We start from the raw sequence: 23,402 nt of genomic DNA, 5'->3' as shown, positions 1-23,402 counted from the left end.
CCATCAGGCCACCTGCACGATGTGCAGTGCCTTCGGATTCCGCCACTGCGCCAGCAGCGTGGCTTCCCGCGCCTTGGCCTGCGCGAAGTGGGCTTCCTTGACGTGGCCGAAGCCGCGGATGTGTTCGGGGATGCTGGCAATCTCCACCGCCAGCGCCAGGCGGTCGTCATCCAGGCCATCCAGCAGCACCTGCACGGTCGCCTCGTAGTCACCGATCAGCTTGCGCTCCATGCGACGTTCCTCGGTGCGGCCGAACACGTCGAGTCGGCCGCCACGCAGGAACTTCAGTTTCGCCAGCAGGCCGAACGCCTTGAACATCCACGGGCCGTATTCCTTCTTCAGCAACCGGCCCTGCTCGTCCTTCTTCGCGAACAGCGGCGGCGCCAGGTGGAAGCGCAGCTGGTAATCGCCCTCGAACTGCTGCTGCAGGCGGCGCTGGAAGTCACCGCTGGTGTACAGGCGGGCCACTTCGTACTCGTCCTTGTAGGCCATCAGCTTGAACAGGTAGCGGGCTACCGTCTCGGTCAACGCAGTGGAACCGCCGATGCGCTCGGCTTCGGCGGCGCGCACGCGCTCGACCAGGCTGCGGTAGCGGTTGGCATAGGCAGCATCCTGGTAATCGACCAGGAAGGCGGCGCGACGCTCGATCATTTCGTCCAGCGAACGCGACAGGCGTGCGTCGTCCAGCGGCAGGAATGCCACGTCGCCACCGTGCGAGGGCAGGCCACGCAGCTCGCGTTCGTCGCCGGTGTTGCGCGGTGCCGCGGTCGCACCCCATTCATTGCCTTCCCACTCGCCCGGCGGCAGCGGGTGCAACGGGCCGGGGGTGGACTCGGTATCGGTGTGGCGGTTGCGCACCAGGCCGGCGGCCTGCTGCACGGCCTGCGGGTCGACCACCGCCAGGCGGCCCCAGGCAAAGGTCTGCTGGTTCATCGCCACGGCGGCGCCATTGAGTTCGATGGCGCGCATCAGCGACTCGAACGACAGCGGCACCAGGCCCTGCTGCCAGGCGTAGCCGAGGATGAACAGGTTGGCGGCGATGGCATCGCCCAGCAGCGCGGTGGCCAGCTGGGTGGCATCGAGCAGCAGCGGCTCCTGGCCGCCCAGGGCTACGCGCACACCGGCGATGATGTCGGCGGCGGGGAACTGCATGTCCGGACGGGTGGTGAACGTGCCCGGCATCGCTTCGTAGGTGTTCAGCACCACCTGCGAACGGCCGGCGCGCACCTTCGAAAGCGCCCAGTAGTCGTTGACCACCACCATGTCGCAGCCCAGCACCAGGTCGGCTTCACCGGCGGCGATGCGCACGGCGTGGATGTCATCCGGGCGGCGTGCGATGCGGATGTGCGTGGTCACCGCGCCACCCTTCTGCGCCAGGCCGGTCTGGTCGAGCACGGTCGCGCCCTTGCCTTCCAGGTGGCCGGCCATGCCCAGCAGTGCACCGATGGTCACCACGCCGGTACCGCCGACGCCGGTGATCAGGATGTTCCAGGGTTGTTCCAGCGTGCCGCGGATGGTTGGTGCCGGCAGATTGTCCAGCAGCGTGGAGGCATCGCGCTTGCTGCCCTTGCGCGGCTGGCCACCGTGTACGGTGACGAAGCTCGGGCAGAAGCCGTTCACGCACGAATAGTCCTTGTTGCAGTTGGACTGGTCGATCTCGCGCTTGCGCCCGAACTCGGTTTCCTTCGGCAGCACCGACACGCAGAAACTCTTCTTGCCGCAGTCGCCGCAACCTTCGCAGACCAGCGAATTGATCAGCACCCGCTTCTGCGGATCTTCCAGCTTGCCGCGCTTGCGGCGGCGACGCTTCTCGGTGGCGCAGGTCTGTTCGTAGATCAGGATCGAAACACCCTTCACTTCGCGCAGGCGCTTCTGCACCTCCTCCAGTTCGCTGCGGTCGTGGAACTCCACGTCGCTGGGGAAGTGCTCGCGCTGGCCGGTCCACTTGCCGATGTTGTCCGACAGCACCACGATGGTGTGGATGCCTTCGGCGCGCATCTGCCGTGCGATGTCGGGCACGCTCAGCGGGCCGTCCACCGGCTGGCCGCCGGTCATCGCCACCGCGTCGTTGTAGAGGATCTTGTAGGTGATGTTGACGCCGGCCGCGACCGCCTGGCGGATCGCCAGCGAGCCGCTGTGGAAATAGGTGCCGTCGCCCAGGTTCTGGAACACGTGCGGGGTATCGGTGAACGGCGCCTGCCCGGCCCAGGTCACGCCTTCGCCGCCCATGTGGGTGAAGGTGTCGGTGCTGCGGTCCATCCAGGTCACCATGTAATGGCAACCGATGCCGGCCAGTGCCCGCGAGCCTTCCGGCACCTGGGTGGAGGTGTTGTGTGGGCAACCGGAGCAGTAGTGCGGCACGCGCGGGAAGCTGGCGCGCGGCAACGCAAGCTCGGCTTCCTTCTGCTGCATCCACTGCAGGCGTTGTTCAATGGATTCGTTGTTGAAGAACTTCTGGATGCGGCGGCCGATCACGCCGGCGATGGTGGCCGGGGTCAGTTCGCCGGTGGACGGCAGGATCCATTCGCCACTCTCGTCGTACTTGCCGACGATGGACGGGCGCTGGCCCCAGCTGGCCGGCCAGTTGAAGAACTGTTCCTTCATCTGGCGCTCGATGAAGGCACGCTTCTCCTCCACCACGATGATGTCTTCCAGCCCCTGCGCGAAGCGCGCGATGCCCTGCGGTTCCAGCGGCCAGGTCATGCCGACCTTGTACACGCGGATGCCGATGTCGGCGCACGCGGCTTCGTCCAGGCCCAGGTACTCCAGCGCCTGCAGCACGTCCAGGTAGCTCTTGCCGGTGGTGACGATGCCCAGCCGCGCGCGCGGCGCATCCATCACCACCTTGTCGATGCCGTTGGCGCGGGCAAAGGCCTGCGCGGCCTTCACCGCATAGCGGTGCAGGCGCATTTCCTGGTCCAGCGGCGGGTCCGGCCAGCGGATGTTGAGGCCACCCGACGGCATCTCGAAGTCTTCCGGCAGCACGATGCGGCGCGCCATCGGATCGACCTGCACCGACGCCGACGATTCCACCGTCTCGGCGATCGTCTTGAAGCCGACCCAGCGGCCGGTATAGCGGCTCATCGCCCAGCCCAGCAGGCCCATGTCGAGGATGTCCTGCACGCCGGCCGGGTTCAGCACCGGCATCATCGCGCTGACGAACTCGTCCTCGCTGCCATGCGGCAGGGTCGAACTGCGGCAGGCATGGTCATCGGCGGCCAGTGCCAGCACGCCACCATAGCGCGAGGTGCCGGCCGCATTGGCATGCTTGAACACGTCGCCGCAGCGGTCCACGCCCGGTCCCTTGCCGTACCACATGCCGAACACGCCCTGCACGTTGGCGCCGGGGAACAGGTTGGTCTGCTGGGTGCCCCATACCATGGTGGCGCCCAGGTCCTCGTTCAGGCCGGGGGTGAACTTCACCTTGGCCGCTTCCAGATGCTTGCGCGCGCGCCAAAGTTCCAGGTCGAAGCCACCCAGCGGGCTGCCACGGTAGCCACTGACGAAGCCGGCGCTGTCGATGCCTTCGGCGGCATCGCGCAGGCGCTGCATCAGCGGCAGCCGCACCAGCGCCTGCACGCCACTCAGGTAGATCCGCCCCTCGTTGCGGGTGTACTTGTGGTCGAGCGTGTAATCACGGTCGAGCAGGTCGGCGGAGGAGGGCGAAGTGAGTTGCGCGGTACTGGTCATGGCTGGCCCGGTAGGATCGGCTGGCACCGGCCGCGTGCGGGCACGCGGCGGGAAAGGCGCGAATTGTAGCAGCGGGGCCGTGGTGGGCCCGGCACTCGCGCCCGCGCCGCTGCTGGGGTTAGGATCGGGGCGAGAGAGGGAGGCTGCGGTTGTGCAGCCTGGGGAGAAGGGATGTCAGTTCCAGGAAAGATCCTGGCCAGCGTGCTGCTGGCCTCGGGAGCGGCCACGGCGTGGGCCGCGCCGGCCATGCCGGCACCACAGGAGTTCTACTTCGACAGCGACCTGGCGGCGGCACCGATGGTGGCGATGCAGGGCGAAGGCGATGAGCTGGTCACCCAGCTGGTGAGGTTGCGCGAGCGCGGCCGGCGCGCGGTGGAAGCCACCGTGCAGCTGGCTTCGGTGGCCAGCACCCAGGGCCGTGCCGAGCTGGCCGACCAGCTGTATGGCGAGGCCCTGAAGGAGGCGCCCGCACAGAGCAGCGCGGGCCGTAGCGTGCGTTGGAACTATGGCTGGGACCTGCTGCGCCAGGGCAAGCCGGAGGCGGCGCTGGAGCAATGGTTGTCGTCGGCCGGCAATGCGCGCAGCAAGCCCAGCTGGGTGCCACCCACGTACGCGCTGGCCCTATGGCGGATGGGGCAGAAGCAGGAGGCCGTGCAGTGGTATGCCGCAGCAGTGCGTACCGAGCCGTCGCAATGGAGCACCAGTGCCAATTACGCGCAGCTGCTGCCGCAGTGGCGCGAGGATGAGCGCGCGTCGTTGGCCGAAGTGCAGCAGGCCTGGGCGGCGGCCCCGCCTGCGTGGCCCTGAGGGAGGGGTTCGGCCGGGTTCACGGCGTCCCCCGCGAATCCACCCCGCCCGGCCAAGCGTGGCTTTTGATGTTCACAGCCAACCAGCCGCCACGAGGGGCTGCGCCGTTCGCTGGAAACCCCTCAATCGTCCGCGGAAACCGTCCGCCCCGATGCCCACGCCCGCAGCGCCTCGACCTGCTCGGCCATCAGTACCGACAGCGGCCGCGTCGCACGGATCTCGTTCATCAGCAGCTCGGTATCCAGTGGCCGGCCTTCGGCGTGCGCCGCATACAGCCCGGCCACGATCGCCTGCTCGATCTCCGCACCTGAGAAACCATTCGCCGCGGCCGCCAGCGCTGGCAGCGCGAAGTCGTCGGCATTGAGCTGGCGCCGACCCAGATGCAGCCGCAGCAGTTCCACGCGCACCTCCGGCGAAGGCAGGTCAACGAAGAAGATCTCGTCGAAGCGGCCCTTGCGCAGCAGCTCGGCGGGCAGCTCGTGCACCTGGTTGGCGGTGGCCACGATGAACACCGGTGCCTTGCGCTCGGCCATCCAGGTCAGCAGGTAGCCCAGCACGCGGCGTGACACGCCACCGTCCTCGCCACCGCTGGCCAGGCCCTTCTCGATTTCATCCATCCACAGCACGCAGGGCGCCAGCTGCTCGGCCGAGGCCAAGGCCTGGCGCAGGTTGGCCTCGGTCTCGCCGTGGTACTTGTTGTACAGCGCGCCCACGTCCAGGCGCAGCAGCGGTACGCCGAAACCGGCGGCGGTGGCCTTGGCCAGCATCGACTTGCCGCAACCCTGCACGCCCAGCAGCAGCATGCCGCGCGGTGGGTCCAGCCCGGCCGGTGCGGAGCCAGCGATGAACGCCACACGCCGCTGGTTGATCCAGCGCTTGAGCCGGTTGGCGCCGGCCACGTCGCCGAACCGCGCGCTGTCATGCTCGAAGAACAGGTGGCCGCTGCGGTTGAGCAGCTCGAACTTCAGCCGTGCCAGCTGCGGCAGGTCGTCGTCGCGCAGCGCGCCGTCGGCGTAGATCAGCTGCCGGGCGATGCGCCGGGCATCGACCAGGCTCAGGCCCTGCAGGTTCTTCAGGATCTTCTTCACCGCCTCGCTGTCGACTTCGACGCGGCGGCCGCCGTGTTCGCGGGCGTAGGCATCGGCCTCCTCGCGCAGCATCTTCAGCAGGGCGTTGGCATCGGGCAGGCGCGGGTTGAAGCGGACCGCCAGCGCTTCCAGCTCGGCCGGCAGTTCGACCTTGGCGCCGATCAGCACCAGCACGTGCGGTTCGCTGTGACGGCGCTGGATCAGGTCGCGCAGGGCGCGCTGGTGGCTGGCATAGCCCAGGTAGGGGTGGAAATCGAGCAGCAGGTAGACCCCGCGCTGCCCGGCCTGGCGGATCATCTGCAGGGCCGCGCTGGCGTCGGGTGGCCCAGCTGGCGGATCTTCGCTGTCCAGGTCGATGCGGCGCAGGCCCTCGGTGATCGACCACCGGTGCAGCGCCCGCCAGACGTGCATCAGCGTCTGCCGGAACAGGTCGACGATGCGACCCTCGTCCTGGGTCTCGATCACGATCAGGGGGGTGTTGGCGCGGATCAGTGCGCTCAGGTCCTGCAGCTCGCTCATGCCGGTTCGATCCTTCGGGGGCGCCACGATAGCAAAGGGATGGCCGCAGGTTCAGCGCGGTGCTACCTCCCGTCACCACCGCCGGTGTACGCTCGGGGCACGTACCCGGAAGCGAGGCTGGCATGAAGACGATCCTGGTGGCCGGTTCCAAGGGCGGGGTGGGCAAGACCACCGTCGCCACCCACCTGGCCGCGTACGCGGCATTGCAGGGCAGGGCCACGGTGATCGCCGACGCCGACCCTCAGGGCTCCAGCACCCGCTGGGCGCAACGGCGGGCCGGGCTGGAAAGCGCGGTGCTCCCCATTGATGTGTATCGGAAGAAGCAGTGGGCGCAGAAGCTGCCCGATGGCACCGAAACCGTCATCATCGACGCACCCGCGGGCGCGTTGGCCGACGATATCCCCCATTTCCTTGACGCTGCCGACGCGGTGGTGGTGCCGGTGCTGCCCTCGGCGCTCGACATCGAAGCCATCGTCGGCTTCCTCAACAGCCTGGCCCAGAACCCGCGGGTGCACAGCCGCAAGCTGCCGGTGGGGCTGGTCCTCAACCGCACCAAGCCCTGGACCCAGACCTCGCAGCAGGCGTTGCAGATGCTGGCCGAATGGCCGTACCCGGTGGTCGCGCAGCTGCGTGACAGCCAGAGCTACGTGGTCATGACCGGCCTCGGCCGCAGCCTGTTCGACTACCGCTCGGCCCAGGTGCGGGAGCATCAGGCCGACTGGGAGCCACTGCTGTCCTGGCTCAAGCTTTGATGCCTGCGTCACTCTTTCTGCTGCATCCTCTTCTTCATGGAAACCCGCGATGCGTGAACTGATCCTGCTGCGCCATGCCCATGCCGAACCGGCTACCCCCGGCCAGGCCGACCTCGACCGGCCGTTGTCGCCGGTGGGGCTCGCCGAAGCCGAAGCCGCCGGCAAGTGGCTGAAGGAGAACAACCTGCTGCCGGACTGCGTGCTGTGCTCACCGGCGCGGCGTACCCGCGAAACCCTGGAAGCCGTGCTCGGCACCATCGGTTACGTGGAAAAGCGCCTGGAAGACCGCATCTACGAAGCCACCCCCGGCACCCTGGCGGCATTGGTGGACGACCGCCGTGATCTCGACCGGGTGCTGATCGTCGGCCACAACCCGGGCCTGGAGCGGCTGGTGGCGTTGATGACCGAGGGCACCAGCAGCGACTACCGCGGCATGCCGCCGGCCGGCATCGCCGTGCTCGGCTTCCCGCGCGAGGCCTCGATCGAGCCAGGCGTGGCCAGCCTGAACGCATTCTGGTGGCCGTGATCAGATGAGCCTGGCGCGGCGCAGCCGCTATCTGCTGCCCGCGCTGCTGGCACTTGGCCCGGCCTGGGCGGCCGTGCCCACGCCGACCACCCTGCCACCGGTGGTCGCCGAAGCGCACCGGGTAATGCGCCTGGATACCCAGCGTTCGCAGATCGGCTTCGAGGTGCGCACCCGTTTCGGGCAGCGTATCGAAGGCCTGTTCCCGCACTTCGAAGGGCGCATCGAGATCCTCTCCGACGGCCGCCACCAGGTGCATCTGAAGATGTTCACGCGCTCGGTCGAGATCCCCGGCAAGGCGCGCTATACCGGATGGATGCGCGGCGAGGAGTTCTTCGATGCCGGCCGCCATCCGGTGGTCGAGTTCGACTCGCTGCCGTACTGGCCGGAAACCGTGGAGAGCGGTGGCGACATCAACGGCCGGCTGACCCTGCGCGGGATCAGCCACCCCGAGACACTGAAGGTCGAGAAGGCGGAGTGCGCCCGACCCGGCTATGATTGCGACGTCGTCAGCCGCGGTACCGTGCAGCGAGGCCGGTATGGCATGGACAGCTGGCAGCTTGCCTTGAGTGACCGAGTGACTTTCGTATTGCGTGCGCGCCTGAGCGAGGCGCCGAAACCGTGAACCTCCTGCTGCGTGTACTAGCGCTGGCAACTGTGTTGCTGGGCAGCGGTTGTGCATCGCTGTCGAATGCCGAGCGCGACCGCGCCGAGGCAATCGCCGTGCAGGCACGTTCGACCGTGGTCGACTGCCAGCGTGCAGACCGCTGTGCACAGGATTCGCCGCTGCGGGCGCTGGCCGGCCGGGCGTTCACCGAATCCACCCCGGAACGACCGCGCCACTACGCCACCCTGCTCGATGAGGGCGAGGGCGCCCTGGTCGCACGCCTGAACCTGCTGCGCAGCGCCACCCGCAGCATCGACCTGCAGACCTACATCTTCGACAAGGACGACAGCGCCCGTCTGGTCATCGACGAACTGCTGGCCGCATCGCGGCGCGGGGTGAAGGTGCGGCTGCTGATCGACCAGCTCTCGGCGATCTCCGACCTGCAGATCCTCGGCGCCCTGTCCGGCGCCCACCAGAACTTCCAGCTGCGGGTCTACAACCCGACCTTCGGCAAGGCCCGGCTGAACTACTTCGACTATGCCGGCAGCGTCCTGTGCTGCTTCCGCCGGTTCAACCAGCGCATGCACAACAAGCTGCTGGTGATCGACGATGCGATCGGCGTGGTCGGTGGCCGCAACTACCAGGACGACTATTACGATTGGGACCGCGAGTACAACTTCCGCGACCGCGATGTACTGATCGCCGGCCCGGAAGCACGTGCGATGGCGGCCAACTTCGACGCGTTCTGGCGCGCACACCGCAGCGTGCCGGCCGAGCGCCTCAACGACGTGGGCCGCACGTTGCTGCGCGAGGGCGTGCCAACGCTGCCGCCGGCCAGCTTCCGCCGCCCGGAACGGGTACAGCGGGTCAGTGCCGAAGCCAACGACACCGAGTTCGTCACCCGTTCCTTCGTGGATACCGCGCTACCGGTGGCTTCGGTGCGCTACGTGGCCGACCTGCCACGCAAGCATCGCCGCGAGAAGGCCGATGCACCGCTGGCCGGCCAGCATGTGACCGAGCCCCAGCTGGATGCGCTGATCGCCAGTGCGCAGAAGGAAGTGATCCTGCAGACGCCGTACCTGGTGCTCTCCAAGCCGGCGCAGAAGCTGTTCCGTGAACTGCGCAAGCGCCCGCAGCCACCGCGCGTGGTGGTGTCCAGCAACAGCCTGGCGGCGACTGACAACCCGATCGTGTATGCGTTGTCGTACAAGTACAAGCGGCGCAACATGCGCGAACTGGGCTTCAACATCTTCGAATACAAGCCGTTCCCGCTGGACGCGCCGGTTGACTACCGCAACCTGCTGCCCGACCCGATCGCTGCGCCCGGGGGGGAAGACGAAGGCGGTCGCAATCCGCTGATCGGTGGCAGTGCTGCCGGCAGCAACGCACGCGGTGGCAGCAGCAGTGGTTCGGATGCCGGCAGCAGGCAGGGCCCGTTGAATCGCCACAGCGATGGTGCCTACGACAACGCACGCGCACGCCGTCGCGCCGCCGGCAGCGAGGTGGAAACGCGCCTGCTGCGCACCGAGACGCGGCCGTCGTTCCTGGGCAGCAAGGCGGTCAACAAGCCGTTGCCGGTCACCCGCAAGGGCGCGCGCATGGGCCTGCACGCCAAGTCGCTGGTGGTCGACCGCCGCATCGGCGTGGTCGGCACCCACAACTTCGATCCGCGCAGCGAGAACTACAACACCGAAGGCGCGGTGATCATCGACGACCCGGTTTTTGCCGAGGAACTGGCGCAGAGCATCCTGCGTGACACCCACCCACAGAACTCCTGGACGGTGGCGCCACGGGCGAAGCCACCGGTGCTGTCGGGGCTGAATTACAGCGTCGGCAAGGCCTCCGAAGCGCTGCCCATCCTTGATTTCTGGCCCTGGCGCTACGCCACCGACTACGAGTTCAAGCCCGGCCCGGAGTGCCCGCAGCCGCTGCCGCGGCAGGATCCTGATTTCCATCGCTGCTACGTCGCCGTCGGCGACTTCCCCGAAGTCAACGTCGGCCCGAAGTGGCTGCTGGTGCGCATGCTGACCGCATTCGGCGCCGGTCTCGTTCCCATCCTCTGAAGGTACCCGCATGGCCCAGGTGTTCCGCGAAGCCGTTTCCATCGAGCAGCTCAACGCGCTCAGCCGCAACACGGCGATTGAATCCCTGGGCATCGTCTTCAGTGCCGCCGGCGAGGACTGGCTGCAGGCCACCATGCCGGTGGATGAGCGCACCCGCCAGCCCTACGGCATCCTGCACGGCGGTGCCTCGGTGGTGCTGGCCGAGACCCTGGGCAGCAGCGCCGGCAACCTGTGCGTGGATACCGGCAAGCAGGTCTGCGTGGGCCTGGAGATCAATGCCAACCACGTGCGTGCCGTGCGCTCGGGCACGGTCACCGGCACCGCCCGCGCGCTGCACGTCGGCCGCAGCACCCAGCTGTGGGAGATCCGCATCGAGGACGAGCAGGGCCGCCTGGTATGCATCTCGCGGCTGACCCTGGCGGTGGTGGCTGCCGGTCACGGCTGAGCCCCCCTGGGGCTCGTTGACGGCAGCGGAACCCAGCGTTCCCCGCCGATTGCCCCGGTCGATGGCGGTTATGGCCTAAATCGGCTGGCAGCGATGACGGCCCTCCGGTATCGTGCGCGGATGACTTCCCCCACTCCGGCCCCCCGTGGCGGCGTGGCGCGTGTGTGCCGTTACCTGTACCGCGTACCGCTGCTGTTGGTCCACATCATCGTGTTCCTGCCGCTCATCCTGATCGGCATGCTTCCGCCGTGGGGCGAACTGCGCGTGGGCGAGGCGACCTTCGGCGCCAAGGTGGTCAACTGGTGGCAGGGCGGGCTGATGTGGATCTTCGGCTTCCGCCTGGTGCAGGTCGGCGCGCCGCTGCCCGGTGCCGTGCTGTTCGTGGCCAACCATGTCAGCTGGGTCGATATCTGCATCCTGCACAGCCAGCGCATGATGGGCTTCGTCGCCAAGCGCGAGATCGCCAGCTGGCCGCTGGTGGGTTGGCTGGCCGCGCGCGGCCAGACCATCTTCCACCAGCGTGGCAACACCGAATCGCTCGGTGGCGTGATGCAGGTGATGGCCGACCGCCTGCGCGAGGGCAAGGCCGTGGGCGTGTTCCCGGAAGGGCGGACCCGCGGCGGTCACGAAGTGGGCCCGTTCCACGCCCGCATCTTCCAGGCCGCGGTCGAGACCGGCGTGCCGGTGCAGCCGGTGGCCCTGGTGTACGGGGCGAAGGGCGACGCGCAGACCATCGTCGCGTTCGGCCCGAACGAGAGCTTCTTTGCCAATTTCCTGCGCCTGCTCGGCGAGCCGGCGCGACGTGCCGAAGTGCACTTCCTGGCGCCGATCGGTGCACAGGACCTGGAAGGCCGTCGGCGCATCGCGGAAACCTCGCGCGCGCGCATCGTGGCGGCCATGAGCGCCGGGTGAGGCTACGGTGGCCCTGATCCCGCCACCTGTCCTGGACGCCGGTACGCCGACGCTGCATGCGGCTGACTATCAGCCGCCGCGCTGGCTGCGCAATCCGCACCTGCAGTCGATGCTCAGCTCCAGCCGCATGCGCCTGCAGCGCGGCCTGCTGCTGCTGGCGGCTACCGGTGCGGTCAGCGAAGAGCTGATCCTCGATGGTGGTGATGGCGTGCGCCTGCAGGGCTGGCACAGCCATGTCGAAGGCCGCGAGCCCAAGGGCATCGCGCTGCTGCTGCATGGCTGGGAAGGCAGTGCCGAATCCAGCTACATGCGCATGGCCGCCGCGCGCATGATCGAGCAGGGCTTCGACGTGGTGCGGCTGAACTTCCGCGACCACGGCAACACCCATCACCTGAACCCCGGCATCTTCCACTCCAATCTCATCGATGAAGTGGTGCACGCCGCGGGCGATATCGCCCAGCGCTGGCCGCAGCTGCCGCTGGTGGCCGCCGGTTATTCGCTGGGTGGCAACTTCGTGCTGCGCCTGGCCCTGCGCGCACCGGCTGCCGGCGTGCCGCTGCTGCGCGTCGCCTCGGTGTGCCCGGTGCTGGACCCGGCGCTGACGATGGAGAGCATCGAGAACGGCCCGGCGATGTACGACTGGTACTTCCGCCGCAAGTGGGCCGGCTCGCTGCGCCGCAAGCGCGATCTGTTCCCCGAGCTGAGCGACTGCGACGACCGCGTGCTGAAGCTGGACATCCGCGCGCTGACCGCCTGGCTGGTCGAGCGCCACACCAGCTTCGGTTCGCTGCAGGCCTATTTCGACGGCTACTCGATCGCCGGCGACCGCCTGTCGACCCTGCAGGTACCGGCCGACATCCTGATGGCGCAGGATGACCCGGTGATTCCGTACGCGACCTTCAGCAACTGGCAGCTGCCGGGCCAGGCGCGCCTGGAAACCGCCTGCTGGGGCGGCCACTGCGGGTTCATCGAAAACTGGCGCGGCGACGGCTTCTCCGAGCGCTGGGTCGCCCAGCGCCTGCAGCGGGTCCTGCAGGCCTGAACCGGCGACAGCGCGCAGCCCGCTACAATGCGGCTTTGCACTTGAACCGGACTGCCATGCAAGACCAGATCATCCAAGCGTTGCGCCAGAACCAGGCCGACCAGGCCGTGCAGCTGGCCCAGGCGTGGACCCGTGACGAACCCGGCCAGGCCAACGCCCACCGCTGGCTGGCGCTTGCGCTGCAGCAGCAGGGCAACGCCGAGGAGGCGATGGAGGCCCTGCAGCAGGCGCTGCGGCTGGCCCCGGACGACGCCCAGCTGCACCTGCAGCATGCCGGCCTGCTGCTGGCACTGCGCCAGTTCGAGGGTGCCGACGAAGCACTGGTGCGCACCACCGGCCTCGATCCGAACTCGTTCTCCGCCTATCTGATGCAGGCGCACCTGGCGATCGGCCGCAATGACTTCGACGAAGCGCAGCGCATCTCCACCCTGGCCGCGCGCGTGGAGCCGGACCATCCGGAACTGCTGACCATCGACGGCATGGTTGCACTGCGCCGCGGTGACGCCGACCGTGCACTGGCGCTGCTGTCGGCTGCCAGCAAGGCACTGCCGGACGATACCCGCGTGCTGTACGCGCTGGGCTTTGCCTACCTGGGCAAGGACATGCTGGCGTTTGCAGAGCAGTCGTTCCGCCGCGTGCTGGAACTCAATCCGTCACTGTCCTCGCTGCATGGGCTGGTGGTGCAGCTGGCACTGCGCCAGGGCAACGTACCGGCCGCCGCCGAAGCGATGCAGGTGGCCCTGCAGCAGCCGGAGATGGACGTACCGTCGATGCGACGCCTGGCGGGTGAACTGTCGCTGCGCAATGGCCAGCCGCTGCAGGCCCTGGACTACCTGCTGCCGCTGCTGGAGACGCAGCCGGAAGACCGCCAGGTGCTGCAGCTGCTGCTGATGTCATGGCAGCGCCTGGGGCGCGAGGATGAAGCGCGTGCACGCCTGGATGCGGTACTGGATACCAATGACCAGCTGCACGATGTGTGGCTGGCACGGCTGGCCATCGAGCAGGTGGGCAGCGAAAGCGCCGTGACCGTGGTCGAGCGCTGGATGGCGGCGATGCCCGCGCATCTGCCGGCCCTGGAGGCGCGCCTGCGCCTGCATGACATGGCCGGCGAACATGCTCAGGCCGAAGCGATCGCCGAACGCATCGTCAGCCTGGAACCGGGCCGCGTCAGCGGCGAGACCCGGCTGGTCGAAGGCCTGCTGCAGCGCGATCCCGCCGCCGCCGTGGCCCGCGTGCAGGCGCTGATCGAGCTGGCGCCGGAAGAGCATCGCGCCGACCTGCGGACGTGGATGGGCGAGATCCAGGACCGCGCCGGGCAGCCGCAGGACGCCCTGCGCACCTGGCTGTCGCTGCAGGCTGACCAGGCGCCGCGGCGCTTGCCACTGCCGCCACAGGCCAAGTCCCCGCCGAGCTGGCCGGACAAGGGCAGCATCGACGGCGATGCCAGCTCCGCGCCGATCTTCCTCTGGGGCCCGCCGGGTTCGGGCGTTGAGCGGGTGGCGACCGGCCTGGCTGCTGCCAGCCCGGTGCTGCGCAGCGACCGCTACACCAACACGCCGCCCGATGATGCGTTCCAGAACTACAACACATTGCAGGACCTGGCCTCAGGCGTGCTGACGCCGGAGCGGCTGGTGCAGCGCTGGCGTGAACAGCTGCCGGCACGTGGCCTGCAGAGCGACACCGTGATCGACTGGCTGCTGTGGTGGGACAACGCCCTGCTGTGGGCGCTGCGCCCGCAGCTGCCGCAGGGCCGCCTGGTGCTGGTGCTGCGCGACCCGCGCGACATGCTGCTGGACTGGGTGGCCTACGGTGCCGCCGCGCCGCTGGCGATGACGTCGCTGGCCGAAGCCAGTGAATGGCTGACCCGCGCGCTGACCCAGATCGCCACGCTGCATGAGGACGACCTGTACCCGCACGTGCTGCTGCGCATCGACCAGATCGGCAACGATCCGCAGGCGATGGCCGAACTGCTGGGCCGCCTGTTCGAGCGGCCGATGCCGCCGGCGGCACAGCTGGGAGCCCCGCGCCTGCCGGCCGGCCACTGGCGCAACTACCGCGACGTGATGAGCGCCGCCTTCGCCCAGCTCACCCCGGTTGCGGTGCGCCTGGGTTACCCGGAAGAGTGAGGAGAGTCCGATGCAGTTGACCAGCCACAGCCTGACCAACGGCGCACCGATCGATCGTGAGTTCGCCGCGGGCGACGCCAATGGTTTCGCCCCGGACCGCAACCCGCACCTGGCCTGGAGCGGGGCGCCGGCCGGCACCCGTTCGTTCCTGCTGGTATGCGTGGACCCGGACGTACCGACCGTGCCGGAGACGGTTGGCCGCAGCGACATGAGCGTGCCGCGCGACCAGCCGCGCTGCGATTTCGTGCACTGGGTGATGGCCGATATCCCGGCCACGGTGCAGGAGATCGCCGCCGGCAGCTGCAGCGACGGCTTCGTGGTGAAGGGCAAGCCCGCACCCGCCGGCCCGGCCGGCAGCCGCCAGGGCCTGAACGACTTCACCGGCTGGTTCGCGGGCAACCCGGACATGGCCGGTGATTACCTGGGCTATGACGGCCCGTATCCGCCGTTCAACGACGAGCGCATGCACCGCTATTTCTTCCGGGTATTCGCGCTGGACGTGGCGTCGCTGGACCTGCCGCAGCGCTTCACCGCCGCCGACGCGTACCGCGCCATGCACGGCCACGTGCTGGCCGAAGCCGCACTGCACGGCACCTACACGTTGAACCCGGCGCTGGGCTGAGCAGCACACAGGGTAGAGCCGGCCGCGGGCCGGCTGCTGCAGGCAACGGCGGCAACACAGGAAGATGCCGGCCAGCGGCCGGCTTTACCTTCCATCCGCTTGCAGCGCCGCCGGTTCGAACATTGCGGTGTCGCCCCTCGCGTTGCGCAGCACCAGCGCGCCGCGGTCGTCAAGCGCAAGCGTCGGTGCCGAGCCTTCGCCGTGCATCAGCTTTCCGGCGAGCTTCTGCTGCGTGGGCAGTCTCTGATCGACGCATAGCGCTGTGGTCTGCACGCCGTTGCGCAGGATCAGCAGGTTGCCCTGCAGCCGGTACTCGTTGCTGACGTGGTTGCACAGGTTCAACTCGCTCATGAAACCGGACTGGAAGCGCAGTGTGTAGGGCGCGCGACCGCGGACGAACAACGCGTCGATGCGCTTTCCTTGCGCGTTGGTGGCACGCACCAGTTGCCACAGGTGTGCTTCAAGCTGATCGGTGCTGGGCGTGCTGGCAGCGGCCACATTCGCGGACATGAGGAGCAGCGCAGCAATGATGAGGACGGGGACGTGCTTCATGCCGATCTCCCGATGCATCCGGGTAGTGCCGGCCGCTGGCCGGCAGCATCCGTGTGTTGGCAGTGCCGCGCAGGGCAGCCGGCCAGCGGCCGGCCCTACCGACCATGAAGAAGGGCGGCCTCGCGGCCGCCCTTCCATCGTTTTATTTCTTCTCGATGGCCGACTCGACCACCATGTCCAGCACGTACGCCTGCGACGGCGCATCGGCCGGCGGGTTCTTCACCTCGTAGCGCTTCACGCGCACCACGTTGCGCACGCCGTCTTCGTGGGTGTAACCCTCGATGTTGCCGTAGAAGTTCTCGAACTTGCCCGGCTCGCCCTGCTTCAGGCCCTTGTCGTCGAACTTCACTTCGCGCACCTGCAGGCACTGGTAGTCCGGGATCAGCGGGTGCGAGCACTTCTCGGTCTTCGCAGCCACTTCCAGGAACACGGTTTCGCCGGCGCCGCCGTAGCGGGTTTCAGCGGTCGGTTCCGGGTTGAACACCAGCACGTCGCCCTTGGCGGTGGTCAGGGTCAGCTTGCCATCGGCATCCTGCTCGGCCTTCAGCTCGCCCTGCAGGCGGCTCGACACGGCCTCGTCCAGCGCCATCAGCGCCTTGTCGGTGCAGGCCATCATGGTCGAGGCCATCGCACTGACCGTCAGCTTGCCGTCGGCCAGGGTGTAGCCGCCACCCATGTGGTTGCAGGCGTTGCTGACCGACAGGCGGCCATCAGCGAAGTCCAGGGTGACCGGCTTGTCTTCGCGGGCGAACAGCACGTCGATGCGCTTGCCGTCGGCGCCGGTGGCCTGCTGCAGCAGCCAGTGCTGGCTCTGCAGGCGCTGCGCATCCAGGTGCGCCAGCGTCTGCTGGTCTGCTGCCTTGGCCGCGGCCGGGGCCACGTCGTCGCCGCCTGTGCCGGCCGGTGCCGGGGTCTGGCTGCAGGCGGCCATCAGGGCCAGCGGGAGGAGCAGGGTGAGCTTGCGGTTCATGGTGATTCTCCTTGGGGAACCGTGGGGGAAACGGGGTAGGGCCGGCAACGGGGTTGCCGTGCCCCGGTGCTGTTCAGCTGCCGGACGGCAGCCACAGCAGCAGCGCCGCGCCCAGCGCGATGCGGTAGATGGCGAAGGCGGTGAACCTGTGCGACTTGATGTAGCCCATCAGCCACTTCACTACGACGAAGCCGGTGACGGCCGCGGCAAGGAAGGCCACGCCCACGTCGGTCCAGTTCTCGCTGCCCAGCTGCCCAGCCTTGGCCATTTCCAGGAAGGTGTAGGCGCTGGCGGCGAACATGGTGGGAATGCCGACCAGGAACACGAACTCGGCGGCGGCCGCGCGGCGGCTCAGGCCCAGCAGCATGGCCAGGAAGATGGCCGAGGCCGAGCGCGAGGTGCCGGGGAACACGCCGGCCACGACCTGCGCCAGGCCGACACCGATCGCCACCGTCCAGGTCACCTGGTCGCGGTCGGGCAGGCGCGCAGTGTAGGCCTCCACCAGCAGCATCCAGACGCCACCGATGATCAGCGCCCAGGCCACCGGGCTGACCGTTTCCGGCAGCGACCAGCCGGCCTTGCGTACCACCAGGCCGACCACCGCGGTGACTAGGAACGCCGCGCCCAGCTTGAACACGTACTCGCGGTTCCCGCGCTGGTTGAAGCCGGTGGCCAGCTGCAGCAGGCGCTGGCGGAACACCAGTACCACGGCCACGATGGCGCCGGCTTGGATGACGATGTTGAAGAAGTCCGAACGGGCACCCAGCCAGTGCTGGGCGATGAGCAGGTGGCCGGTGCTGGAGATCGGCAGGAACTCGGTCAAGCCTTCGAGGATGCCCAGCAGCAGGGCGGAGAGCAGGTCGGACATGGACGGTGCGTGCACGCGCGGCGGAAGGAGGAAGGGCGAGAGGATAGACGATCCGCGCTGCACCAAACGGGTGCGTCTGGTGGTCGGTGCACTCGTTTGGTGCGCCGCGTTCTGCACCCGCACGGGGCGGCCCTCATGAAATCAATGACTTGCGGCATCTGAAAAGTTGGCACGGTCGTTGCTCTACCTCAGCAGGCATTCATCCCCATCCGAGGTCGTACCGATGTCCGTGGAAAACGTTGAGAAGCTGATCAAGGACAACCAGATCGAATTCGTCGATCTGCGCTTTGTCGACATGCGTGGTGTCGAGCAGCACGTGACCTTCCCGGTCAGCATCGTCGAACCGTCGCTGTTCGAAGAAGGCAAGATGTTCGATGGCAGCTCGATCGCCGGCTGGAAGGGCATCAACGAGTCGGACATGGTGCTGCTGCCGGATACCGCCAGCGCCTACGTCGACCCGTTCTACGCCGATCCGACCATCGTGATCAGCTGCGACATCCTCGACCCGGCCACCATGCAGCCGTATGGCCGTTGCCCGCGCGGCATCGCCAAGCGCGCCGAGGCCTACCTGAAGTCCTCCGGCATTGCCGAAACCGCGTTCTTCGGCCCGGAGCCGGAATTCTTCATCTTCGACTCGGTCCGTTTCGCCAATGAAATGGGCAACACTTTCTTCAAGGTCGATTCCGAAGAAGCTGCCTGGAACAGCGGCGCCAAGTACGACGGCGCCAACAGCGGTTACCGTCCAGGCGTGAAGGGTGGCTATTTCCCCGTTCCGCCGACCGACACCCTGCACGACCTGCGCGCCGAGATGTGCAAGACCCTGGAACAGGTCGGCATCGAAGTGGAAGTGCAGCACCACGAAGTGGCCACCGCCGGCCAGTGCGAGATCGGCACCAAATTCAGCACCCTGGTGCAGAAGGCCGACGAACTGCTGCGCATGAAGTACGTGATCAAGAACGTCGCGCACCGCAACGGCAAGACCGTCACCTTCATGCCCAAGCCGATCGTCGGCGACAACGGCAGCGGCATGCACGTGCACCAGTCGCTGTCCAAGGGCGGCACCAACCTGTTCTCCGGTGACGGCTACGGCGGCCTGAGCCAGCTGGCGCTGTGGTACATCGGCGGCATCTTCAAGCACGCCAAGGCCATCAATGCCTTCGCCAACTCGGGCACCAACAGCTACAAGCGCCTGGTGCCGGGCTTCGAAGCGCCGGTGATGCTGGCCTATTCGGCCCGCAACCGTTCTGCATCGTGCCGCATTCCGTGGGTGTCCAACCCGAAGGCGCGCCGTATCGAAATGCGCTTCCCGGACCCGATCCAGTCCGGCTACCTCACCTTCACCGCGCTGATGATGGCTGGCCTGGACGGCATCAAGAACCAGATCGACCCGGGCGCACCGAGCGACAAGGACCTGTACGACCTGCCGCCGGAAGAAGAGAAGCTGATCCCGCAGGTCTGCTCCTCGCTGGACCAGGCGCTGGAAGCGCTGGACAAGGACCGCGAGTTCCTGAAGGCCGGTGGCGTGATGAGCGATGACTTCATCGACGGCTACATCGCGCTGAAGATGCAGGAAGTGACCAAGTTCCGCGCGGCCACCCACCCGCTGGAATACCAGCTGTACTACGCCAGCTGACCGGATGCGATGGCGGTGGGTTTCCCCCTCCCACCCGCCGCCATCGCTTCCGTTTTCGCGGCTGGGGAGCCGCGGTCAGGTCGGGGTCGGATCCCGTTCGTTTACGAATGGGCTCTGACCCCTGATCCAGGGGCAAGAGAGAGACCGGATACGCGACCAAGGCCGCCCTCCCTCCCGCGTCGGTCGTGCAAGGAGAGAGGCACGGCCGTCCCGGCCCTGTACGTGTCCGGTGCAACAGCCACGGTCATCATCCTGATGACCCGTGGTTGCCTGATGCCAACGCGCGCTGGCGCGCTGGCCCCATCCACCATCGGGACATGCGCATGAAACTGATCTCCGCCATCATCCGGCCGTTCAAGCTCGACGAGGTCCGCGAGGCCTTGTCCGACGCAGGCGTGTCGGGCATTACCGTGACCGAAGTGAAAGGCTTCGGCCGCCAGAAGGGCCACACCGAGCTGTATCGCGGCGCCGAGTACGTCGTCGATTTCCTGCCCAAGATCAAGATCGAAACCGTAGTCACCGACGAGCGTGCCGATGCGGTGATCGAAGCGATCCAATCGTCGGCAGGCACCGGCAAGATCGGTGACGGCAAGATCTTCGTCACCGCCGTTGAACAGGTCATCCGCATCCGCACCGGCGAAATCGGTGCCGACGCGCTGTAACCCCTTTCCGGAGACTCCCCCATGAAGATGCGCCTTCTCACCGGGTGGCAAGCCCGGTTCCATGTCGTGTGGCTGTTGATGCTGCTGAATGCGCTGGCTGCGGGTGCTTGGCCGGGCAATGCCCACGCCCAGGCGCAGGTGTCGCCGCTGCCGAGCGAAAGCGTGGCCGTTGAACCGCTGCAGGACCCTGCAGCTGCAGCCGCTGCGCCGGCCGTGGCCGAAGTGGCCGCCGCCTATGATCATGGCGACGTGGCCTGGATGCTCACCTCCACCCTGCTGGTGCTGCTGATGGTCGTGCCGGGCCTGGCCCTGTTCTACGGTGGCCTGGTGCGTTCGAAGAACGTGCTGTCGGTACTCAGCCAGATCCTGGTGGTGTTCTCGCTGGTGCTGCTGCTGTGGGTGGCCTACGGCTACAGCGCGGTGTTCAGCGCGGGCAATCCCTTCTTCGGGTCGTTCACCGAGTTCGCCTTCCTCAAGGGCTTCACCCCCGAGTCGGTCGGCAACACACCGATCAAGGGCCTGCCGGACTATCTGTTCGTCGCGTTCCAGTCGACCTTTGCCGGCATCACCACCGCGCTGATCGTCGGTGCCTTCGCCGAGCGCATCAAGTTCCGCGCGGTGCTGATGTTCTCGGCGCTGTGGTTCACCCTCAGCTACATCCCGATGGCACATATCGTCTGGGGTGGCGGCTACCTGGGTGAGCTGGGTGCCATCGACTTCGCCGGCGGTACCGTGGTCCACATCAACGCGGGCGTCGCCGGCCTGGTCGCCGCGTGGTTCGTCGGCAAGCGCCTGGGCTACGGCCAGACCGCGCTGAAGCCGCACAACGTGCCGTTCACCTACATCGGCGCGATGCTGCTGTGGGTGGGCTGGTTCGGCTTCAACGCAGGCTCGGCGGCAGCGGCCGATACCGTGGCCTCGCTGGCCTTCCTCAATACCGTGCTGGCTACTGCCGCAGCGGTGCTGGGCTGGACGCTGGTGGAGGCAATCAGCAAGGGCAAGCCGTCGGCACTGGGCGCTGCCTCGGGTGCGGTGGCCGGCCTGGTCGGCATCACCCCGGCCTGCGGCACCGTCGGCCCGCTCGGCGCGATCATCATCGGCTTTGTCGCCGGCGTGGTCTGCGTCTGGGGGGTGACCGGCCTCAAGCGCCTGCTGAAGGTGGACGACACGGCGGACGTGTTCGGTGTGCATGGTGTCGGCGGCATCGTCGGCGCGATTCTCACCGGCGTGTTCAGTGCACAGTCGCTGGGTGGTACCAAGGCGGATCTGGATATCGCCCATCAGGTCTGGGTGCAGGTGGTCAGCGTCGGCCTCACCGTAGTGTGGTCGGCGGTGGTGACCGCGGTCATCTTGCTGGTGGTCAAGGTCGTGGTCGGCCTGCGCGTGACCGAGGAGGCCGAACGCACCGGCCTGGATGTGACCTCGCATGGTGAATCGGCCTACGAGGCCTGACCGGTTTCACGGTTTCAAGGGCGTCCCGCCACTGCTGCGCTGCACGCAGTGGCGGGCGTCAGGTACAGGTTTTCCTTGTGCCACCGGCATCAGTGGACGCAATGACGGAGCTCTGCTGGTTCCAGTGTAGATCCAGGACTCTGCCCGCTGGCGGAATGCCCTCCGTCAGACATCACACTTTGCCTTGAAGGCTTGCGCCAGCGTGGTTCGCTGGTGCTTTTTCCTGCCACACGATTCCCTTACAGTGCTGCCTCTTCCAACCGCATCTTCGTCGGTCTGGCAGTCATCAGCAGGGAAAAGCATCGTGGAACAGGGACGTAAAGTACGCAGCCGGGTGTTGCAGTGGCGGTTGTCCGTGGGCGTGGCATTGGCCATCACTGGCCTCCAGGCGCCGGCATGGGCACAGACGGTGTCACCGGAGCAGGAACTGCTCCGGCAGCAGGAGCGCGAGCGCGTGCTGCGTGAACAGCAGGAATCCACACCGGATGTGCGCCTGCAGCCAGCCACCGAAGACCTCGGCCGCCTGCCGGTTGATGAGTCGCCCTGTTTCACCATCACCACCATCGCGCTGCAGGGCGAGCTTGCCGACCGCTTCCGCTGGGCGCTGGCGGCAGCCGATCCCCGCAGCAACCCCGCCACCGGGCGCTGCCTGGGTACGGCGGGCGTGGACATCGTGATGAAGCGCGTGCAGAACGCGATCATCGAGCGCGGCTACGTCACCACCCGCATCCTTGCCGCACCGCAGGACCTGAAGGCCGGCGTGCTGACGCTCACGGTCGTGCCAGGGCGCGTCAACGCCATCCGCTTCGCTGACGGAGAAGGCCGTACCCCCGCCCTCTGGAATGCGATGCCGGTGAAGCGTGGCGAGGTGCTGAACCTGCGTGACATCGAGCAGGCGCTGGAGAACCTGCAGCGCGTGCCGACCGCCTCAGTGGACATACAGATCGCGCCACCGGCCGATGGCGCGGCCGCCAAACCCGGCGAAAGCGACCTGGTGATCAGCTGGAAGCAGGCGCGTCCGGTACGCGTCAACCTGACCCTGGACGATGCCGGCAGCCAGAGCACGGGCAAGATGCAGGCCGGTGCCACGGTGTCGGTGGACAACCCTGCGGGCCTGAGCGATCTGTTCTACGTCAACGTGGGCAGATCGGTGTTCAACGGCAGCGAACGTGGCACCGACAGCTGGGCGGCGCACTACAGCGTACCGCTGGGCGGTTGGCTGCTGGGTGCCAACGCCAGCAAGTACGACTATGAGCAGACCGTTGCCGGTGCGTTCGAGAACTACGTCTACAGCGGCTCCAGCCGCAATGCGGAACTGCGGCTGACCCGCATGCTGTTCCGCAACGCGCATGCCAAGACCAGCATGTACGCGCGTGGCTGGTACCGCGAATCGGACAACTTCATCAACGATACCGAGATTGAAGTGCAGCGCCGGCGCATGGCTGGCTGGGAGCTGGGCCTGGGCCACCGTCACTTCATCGGCAAGGCGACACTGGATGTGAACCTGGCTTACCGCAAGGGTACCGGTGCCTTCAACGCGTTGCGTGCGCCGGAAGAGGCGTTCGGCGAAGGCACGGCGCATGGCCGCATCTATACCGCGGACGCGCAGCTGGTCCTGCCGCTGCAGTGGGGCAAGCAGAGCCTGCGCTACATCGGCAGCTGGCGTGCGCAGTGGAACCGCTCGCCATTGGTGCCGCAGGACCGGTTCTCCATTGGTGGCCGCTACACCGTGCGTGGCTTTGATGGCGAAATGTCGCTGACCGGTGAGCGTGGCTGGTTGCTGCGCAATGAAGTGGGCGTGCCCCTAGGCGGCGGTGTGGAGGCCTACGTCGCCGTTGATCACGGGCGTGTCGCCGGCCCGTCCACGGCCCGATTGCTGGGCGACCGGCTCACCGGTACGGCCCTCGGGCTTCGCGGTGGCACCCGCCACATCAACTGGGATGCGTTCGTCGGCAGCCCGCTTTCCAAGCCGCGTGGCTTCCAGACCGCCTACACCACCTTCGGAATGAACCTGGGCGTCTCGTTCTGACGCCTGCACATGACCGGCCTGCGCAGTCCCCTGCGCGGCC

At 67.5% G+C, this 23,402-nt stretch carries 19 protein-coding genes; 14 read left to right on the top strand and 5 right to left on the bottom strand.

Translation table 11 applies throughout. From position 1 onward, the window contains the following. Positions 1-3: 3 nt before the first annotated feature. Positions 4-3,690, bottom strand: a complete 3,687-nt coding sequence (locus tag AC5P60_RS09145) for an indolepyruvate ferredoxin oxidoreductase family protein (protein ID WP_483693579.1) — start codon at positions 3,688-3,690, stop codon at positions 4-6. 171 nt (positions 3,691-3,861) lie between these two features. On the opposite strand from AC5P60_RS09145, the gene AC5P60_RS09140 reads away from it, so the two are divergent. Then, positions 3,862-4,497, top strand: a complete 636-nt coding sequence (locus AC5P60_RS09140) for a tetratricopeptide repeat protein (protein ID WP_005407536.1) — start codon at positions 3,862-3,864, stop codon at positions 4,495-4,497. A 122-nt stretch (positions 4,498-4,619) separates the two neighbouring features. Here AC5P60_RS09140 and AC5P60_RS09135 read toward each other — a convergent pair whose 3' ends face one another. Further along, positions 4,620-6,104: an AAA family ATPase gene (locus AC5P60_RS09135; protein WP_033834601.1), complete on the bottom strand. Its 1,485-nt coding sequence runs from the start codon at positions 6,102-6,104 to the stop codon at positions 4,620-4,622. A gap of 122 nt (positions 6,105-6,226) precedes the next feature. Here AC5P60_RS09135 and AC5P60_RS09130 point away from each other — a divergent pair, with 122 nt between their 5' ends. From AC5P60_RS09130 to AC5P60_RS09090, 9 genes are all read left to right on the top strand, one after another. Then, entirely contained in the window at positions 6,227-6,856 is a 630-nt protein-coding gene (locus AC5P60_RS09130; protein ID WP_005407538.1) for a nucleotide-binding protein, read from the top strand. A 49-nt stretch (positions 6,857-6,905) separates the two neighbouring features. Continuing rightward, complete coding sequence (locus tag AC5P60_RS09125; RefSeq protein ID WP_005407539.1) at positions 6,906-7,382, top strand: SixA phosphatase family protein; 477 nt, start codon at positions 6,906-6,908, stop codon at positions 7,380-7,382. A gap of 4 nt (positions 7,383-7,386) precedes the next feature. Then, positions 7,387-8,004 (top strand): YceI family protein, encoded by a 618-nt coding sequence (locus AC5P60_RS09120; RefSeq protein ID WP_005407540.1) that lies wholly within the window; start codon positions 7,387-7,389, stop codon positions 8,002-8,004. Continuing rightward, a complete protein-coding gene (locus tag AC5P60_RS09115; RefSeq protein WP_005407541.1) occupies positions 8,001-10,049 on the top strand; it encodes a phospholipase D family protein in 2,049 nt (682 codons plus the stop codon). The genes AC5P60_RS09120 and AC5P60_RS09115 overlap by 4 nt, the downstream gene beginning before the upstream one ends. A 10-nt stretch (positions 10,050-10,059) precedes the next feature. Beyond that, entirely contained in the window at positions 10,060-10,494 is a 435-nt protein-coding gene (locus AC5P60_RS09110) for a hotdog fold thioesterase (RefSeq protein ID WP_005407542.1), read from the top strand. 120 nt (positions 10,495-10,614) lie between these two features. After that, positions 10,615-11,406 carry a lysophospholipid acyltransferase family protein gene (locus AC5P60_RS09105; protein WP_024956258.1) on the top strand — a complete coding sequence of 264 codons (792 nt, stop codon included), beginning with the start codon at positions 10,615-10,617 and terminating at the stop codon, positions 11,404-11,406. A gap of 52 nt (positions 11,407-11,458) precedes the next feature. Then, complete coding sequence (locus AC5P60_RS09100; RefSeq protein ID WP_032965474.1) at positions 11,459-12,448, top strand: YheT family hydrolase; 990 nt, start codon at positions 11,459-11,461, stop codon at positions 12,446-12,448. A 56-nt stretch (positions 12,449-12,504) separates the two neighbouring features. Beyond that, complete coding sequence (locus AC5P60_RS09095; RefSeq protein WP_049402862.1) at positions 12,505-14,574, top strand: tetratricopeptide repeat protein; 2,070 nt, start codon at positions 12,505-12,507, stop codon at positions 14,572-14,574. A 10-nt stretch (positions 14,575-14,584) separates the two neighbouring features. Further along, the gene (locus AC5P60_RS09090; protein ID WP_005407546.1) at positions 14,585-15,196 is read left to right on the top strand and encodes a YbhB/YbcL family Raf kinase inhibitor-like protein; all 612 of its coding nucleotides are present in this window, start codon (positions 14,585-14,587) and stop codon (positions 15,194-15,196) included. An 84-nt stretch (positions 15,197-15,280) separates the two neighbouring features. On the opposite strand, the gene AC5P60_RS09085 is transcribed toward AC5P60_RS09090, so the two are convergent. The 3 genes from AC5P60_RS09085 to AC5P60_RS09075 all read right to left on the bottom strand — a co-directional run bounded on the left by AC5P60_RS09085 (position 15,281) and on the right by AC5P60_RS09075 (position 17,586). Further along, a complete protein-coding gene (locus AC5P60_RS09085) occupies positions 15,281-15,748 on the bottom strand; it encodes an META domain-containing protein (RefSeq protein WP_414497746.1) in 468 nt (155 codons plus the stop codon). Between the two features lie 142 nt (positions 15,749-15,890). Continuing rightward, a complete protein-coding gene (locus AC5P60_RS09080) occupies positions 15,891-16,718 on the bottom strand; it encodes an META domain-containing protein (RefSeq protein WP_483693580.1) in 828 nt (275 codons plus the stop codon). A gap of 73 nt (positions 16,719-16,791) precedes the next feature. Next, entirely contained in the window at positions 16,792-17,586 is a 795-nt protein-coding gene (locus tag AC5P60_RS09075) for an undecaprenyl-diphosphate phosphatase (protein ID WP_024956253.1), read from the bottom strand. Between the two features lie 223 nt (positions 17,587-17,809). Between AC5P60_RS09075 and glnA the strand changes: the two genes are divergently transcribed. The 4 genes from glnA (at position 17,810) to AC5P60_RS09055 (ending at position 23,362) form a co-directional block, all read left to right on the top strand. Beyond that, positions 17,810-19,219, top strand: coding sequence for a type I glutamate--ammonia ligase (gene glnA, locus AC5P60_RS09070; protein WP_005407550.1), 1,410 nt, complete (start codon positions 17,810-17,812; stop codon positions 19,217-19,219). 323 nt (positions 19,220-19,542) lie between these two features. Continuing rightward, complete coding sequence (locus tag AC5P60_RS09065) at positions 19,543-19,881, top strand: P-II family nitrogen regulator (protein WP_004134334.1); 339 nt, start codon at positions 19,543-19,545, stop codon at positions 19,879-19,881. Between the two features lie 21 nt (positions 19,882-19,902). Continuing rightward, complete coding sequence (gene amt / locus AC5P60_RS09060) at positions 19,903-21,333, top strand: ammonium transporter (protein ID WP_483693581.1); 1,431 nt, start codon at positions 19,903-19,905, stop codon at positions 21,331-21,333. A gap of 304 nt (positions 21,334-21,637) precedes the next feature. Continuing rightward, complete coding sequence (locus AC5P60_RS09055) at positions 21,638-23,362, top strand: ShlB/FhaC/HecB family hemolysin secretion/activation protein (RefSeq protein WP_033834606.1); 1,725 nt, start codon at positions 21,638-21,640, stop codon at positions 23,360-23,362. The last annotated feature ends 40 nt before the right edge of the window (positions 23,363-23,402 follow it).

Source organism: Stenotrophomonas sp. YJH_SMC_120 (genome assembly GCF_059368675.1).
This window is presented reverse-complemented; position numbering and strand designations above follow the sequence as displayed.

What these genes read in the sequence shown, in the direction of transcription:
- AC5P60_RS09145 (WP_483693579.1), bottom strand. Translation starts at nt 3,690, where the DNA reads ATGACCAGTACCGCGCAACTCACTTCGCCCTCCTCCGCCGACCTGCTC.
- AC5P60_RS09140 (WP_005407536.1), top strand. Translation starts at nt 3,862, where the DNA reads ATGTCAGTTCCAGGAAAGATCCTGGCCAGCGTGCTGCTGGCCTCGGGA.
- AC5P60_RS09135 (WP_033834601.1), bottom strand. Translation starts at nt 6,104, where the DNA reads ATGAGCGAGCTGCAGGACCTGAGCGCACTGATCCGCGCCAACACCCCC.
- AC5P60_RS09130 (WP_005407538.1), top strand. Translation starts at nt 6,227, where the DNA reads ATGAAGACGATCCTGGTGGCCGGTTCCAAGGGCGGGGTGGGCAAGACC.
- AC5P60_RS09125 (WP_005407539.1), top strand. Translation starts at nt 6,906, where the DNA reads ATGCGTGAACTGATCCTGCTGCGCCATGCCCATGCCGAACCGGCTACC.
- AC5P60_RS09120 (WP_005407540.1), top strand. Translation starts at nt 7,387, where the DNA reads ATGAGCCTGGCGCGGCGCAGCCGCTATCTGCTGCCCGCGCTGCTGGCA.
- AC5P60_RS09110 (WP_005407542.1), top strand. Translation starts at nt 10,060, where the DNA reads ATGGCCCAGGTGTTCCGCGAAGCCGTTTCCATCGAGCAGCTCAACGCG.
- AC5P60_RS09105 (WP_024956258.1), top strand. Translation starts at nt 10,615, where the DNA reads ATGACTTCCCCCACTCCGGCCCCCCGTGGCGGCGTGGCGCGTGTGTGC.
- AC5P60_RS09095 (WP_049402862.1), top strand. Translation starts at nt 12,505, where the DNA reads ATGCAAGACCAGATCATCCAAGCGTTGCGCCAGAACCAGGCCGACCAG.
- AC5P60_RS09090 (WP_005407546.1), top strand. Translation starts at nt 14,585, where the DNA reads ATGCAGTTGACCAGCCACAGCCTGACCAACGGCGCACCGATCGATCGT.
- AC5P60_RS09085 (WP_414497746.1), bottom strand. Translation starts at nt 15,748, where the DNA reads ATGAAGCACGTCCCCGTCCTCATCATTGCTGCGCTGCTCCTCATGTCC.
- AC5P60_RS09080 (WP_483693580.1), bottom strand. Translation starts at nt 16,718, where the DNA reads ATGAACCGCAAGCTCACCCTGCTCCTCCCGCTGGCCCTGATGGCCGCC.
- AC5P60_RS09075 (WP_024956253.1), bottom strand. Translation starts at nt 17,586, where the DNA reads ATGTCCGACCTGCTCTCCGCCCTGCTGCTGGGCATCCTCGAAGGCTTG.
- glnA (WP_005407550.1), top strand. Translation starts at nt 17,810, where the DNA reads ATGTCCGTGGAAAACGTTGAGAAGCTGATCAAGGACAACCAGATCGAA.
- AC5P60_RS09065 (WP_004134334.1), top strand. Translation starts at nt 19,543, where the DNA reads ATGAAACTGATCTCCGCCATCATCCGGCCGTTCAAGCTCGACGAGGTC.
- amt (WP_483693581.1), top strand. Translation starts at nt 19,903, where the DNA reads ATGAAGATGCGCCTTCTCACCGGGTGGCAAGCCCGGTTCCATGTCGTG.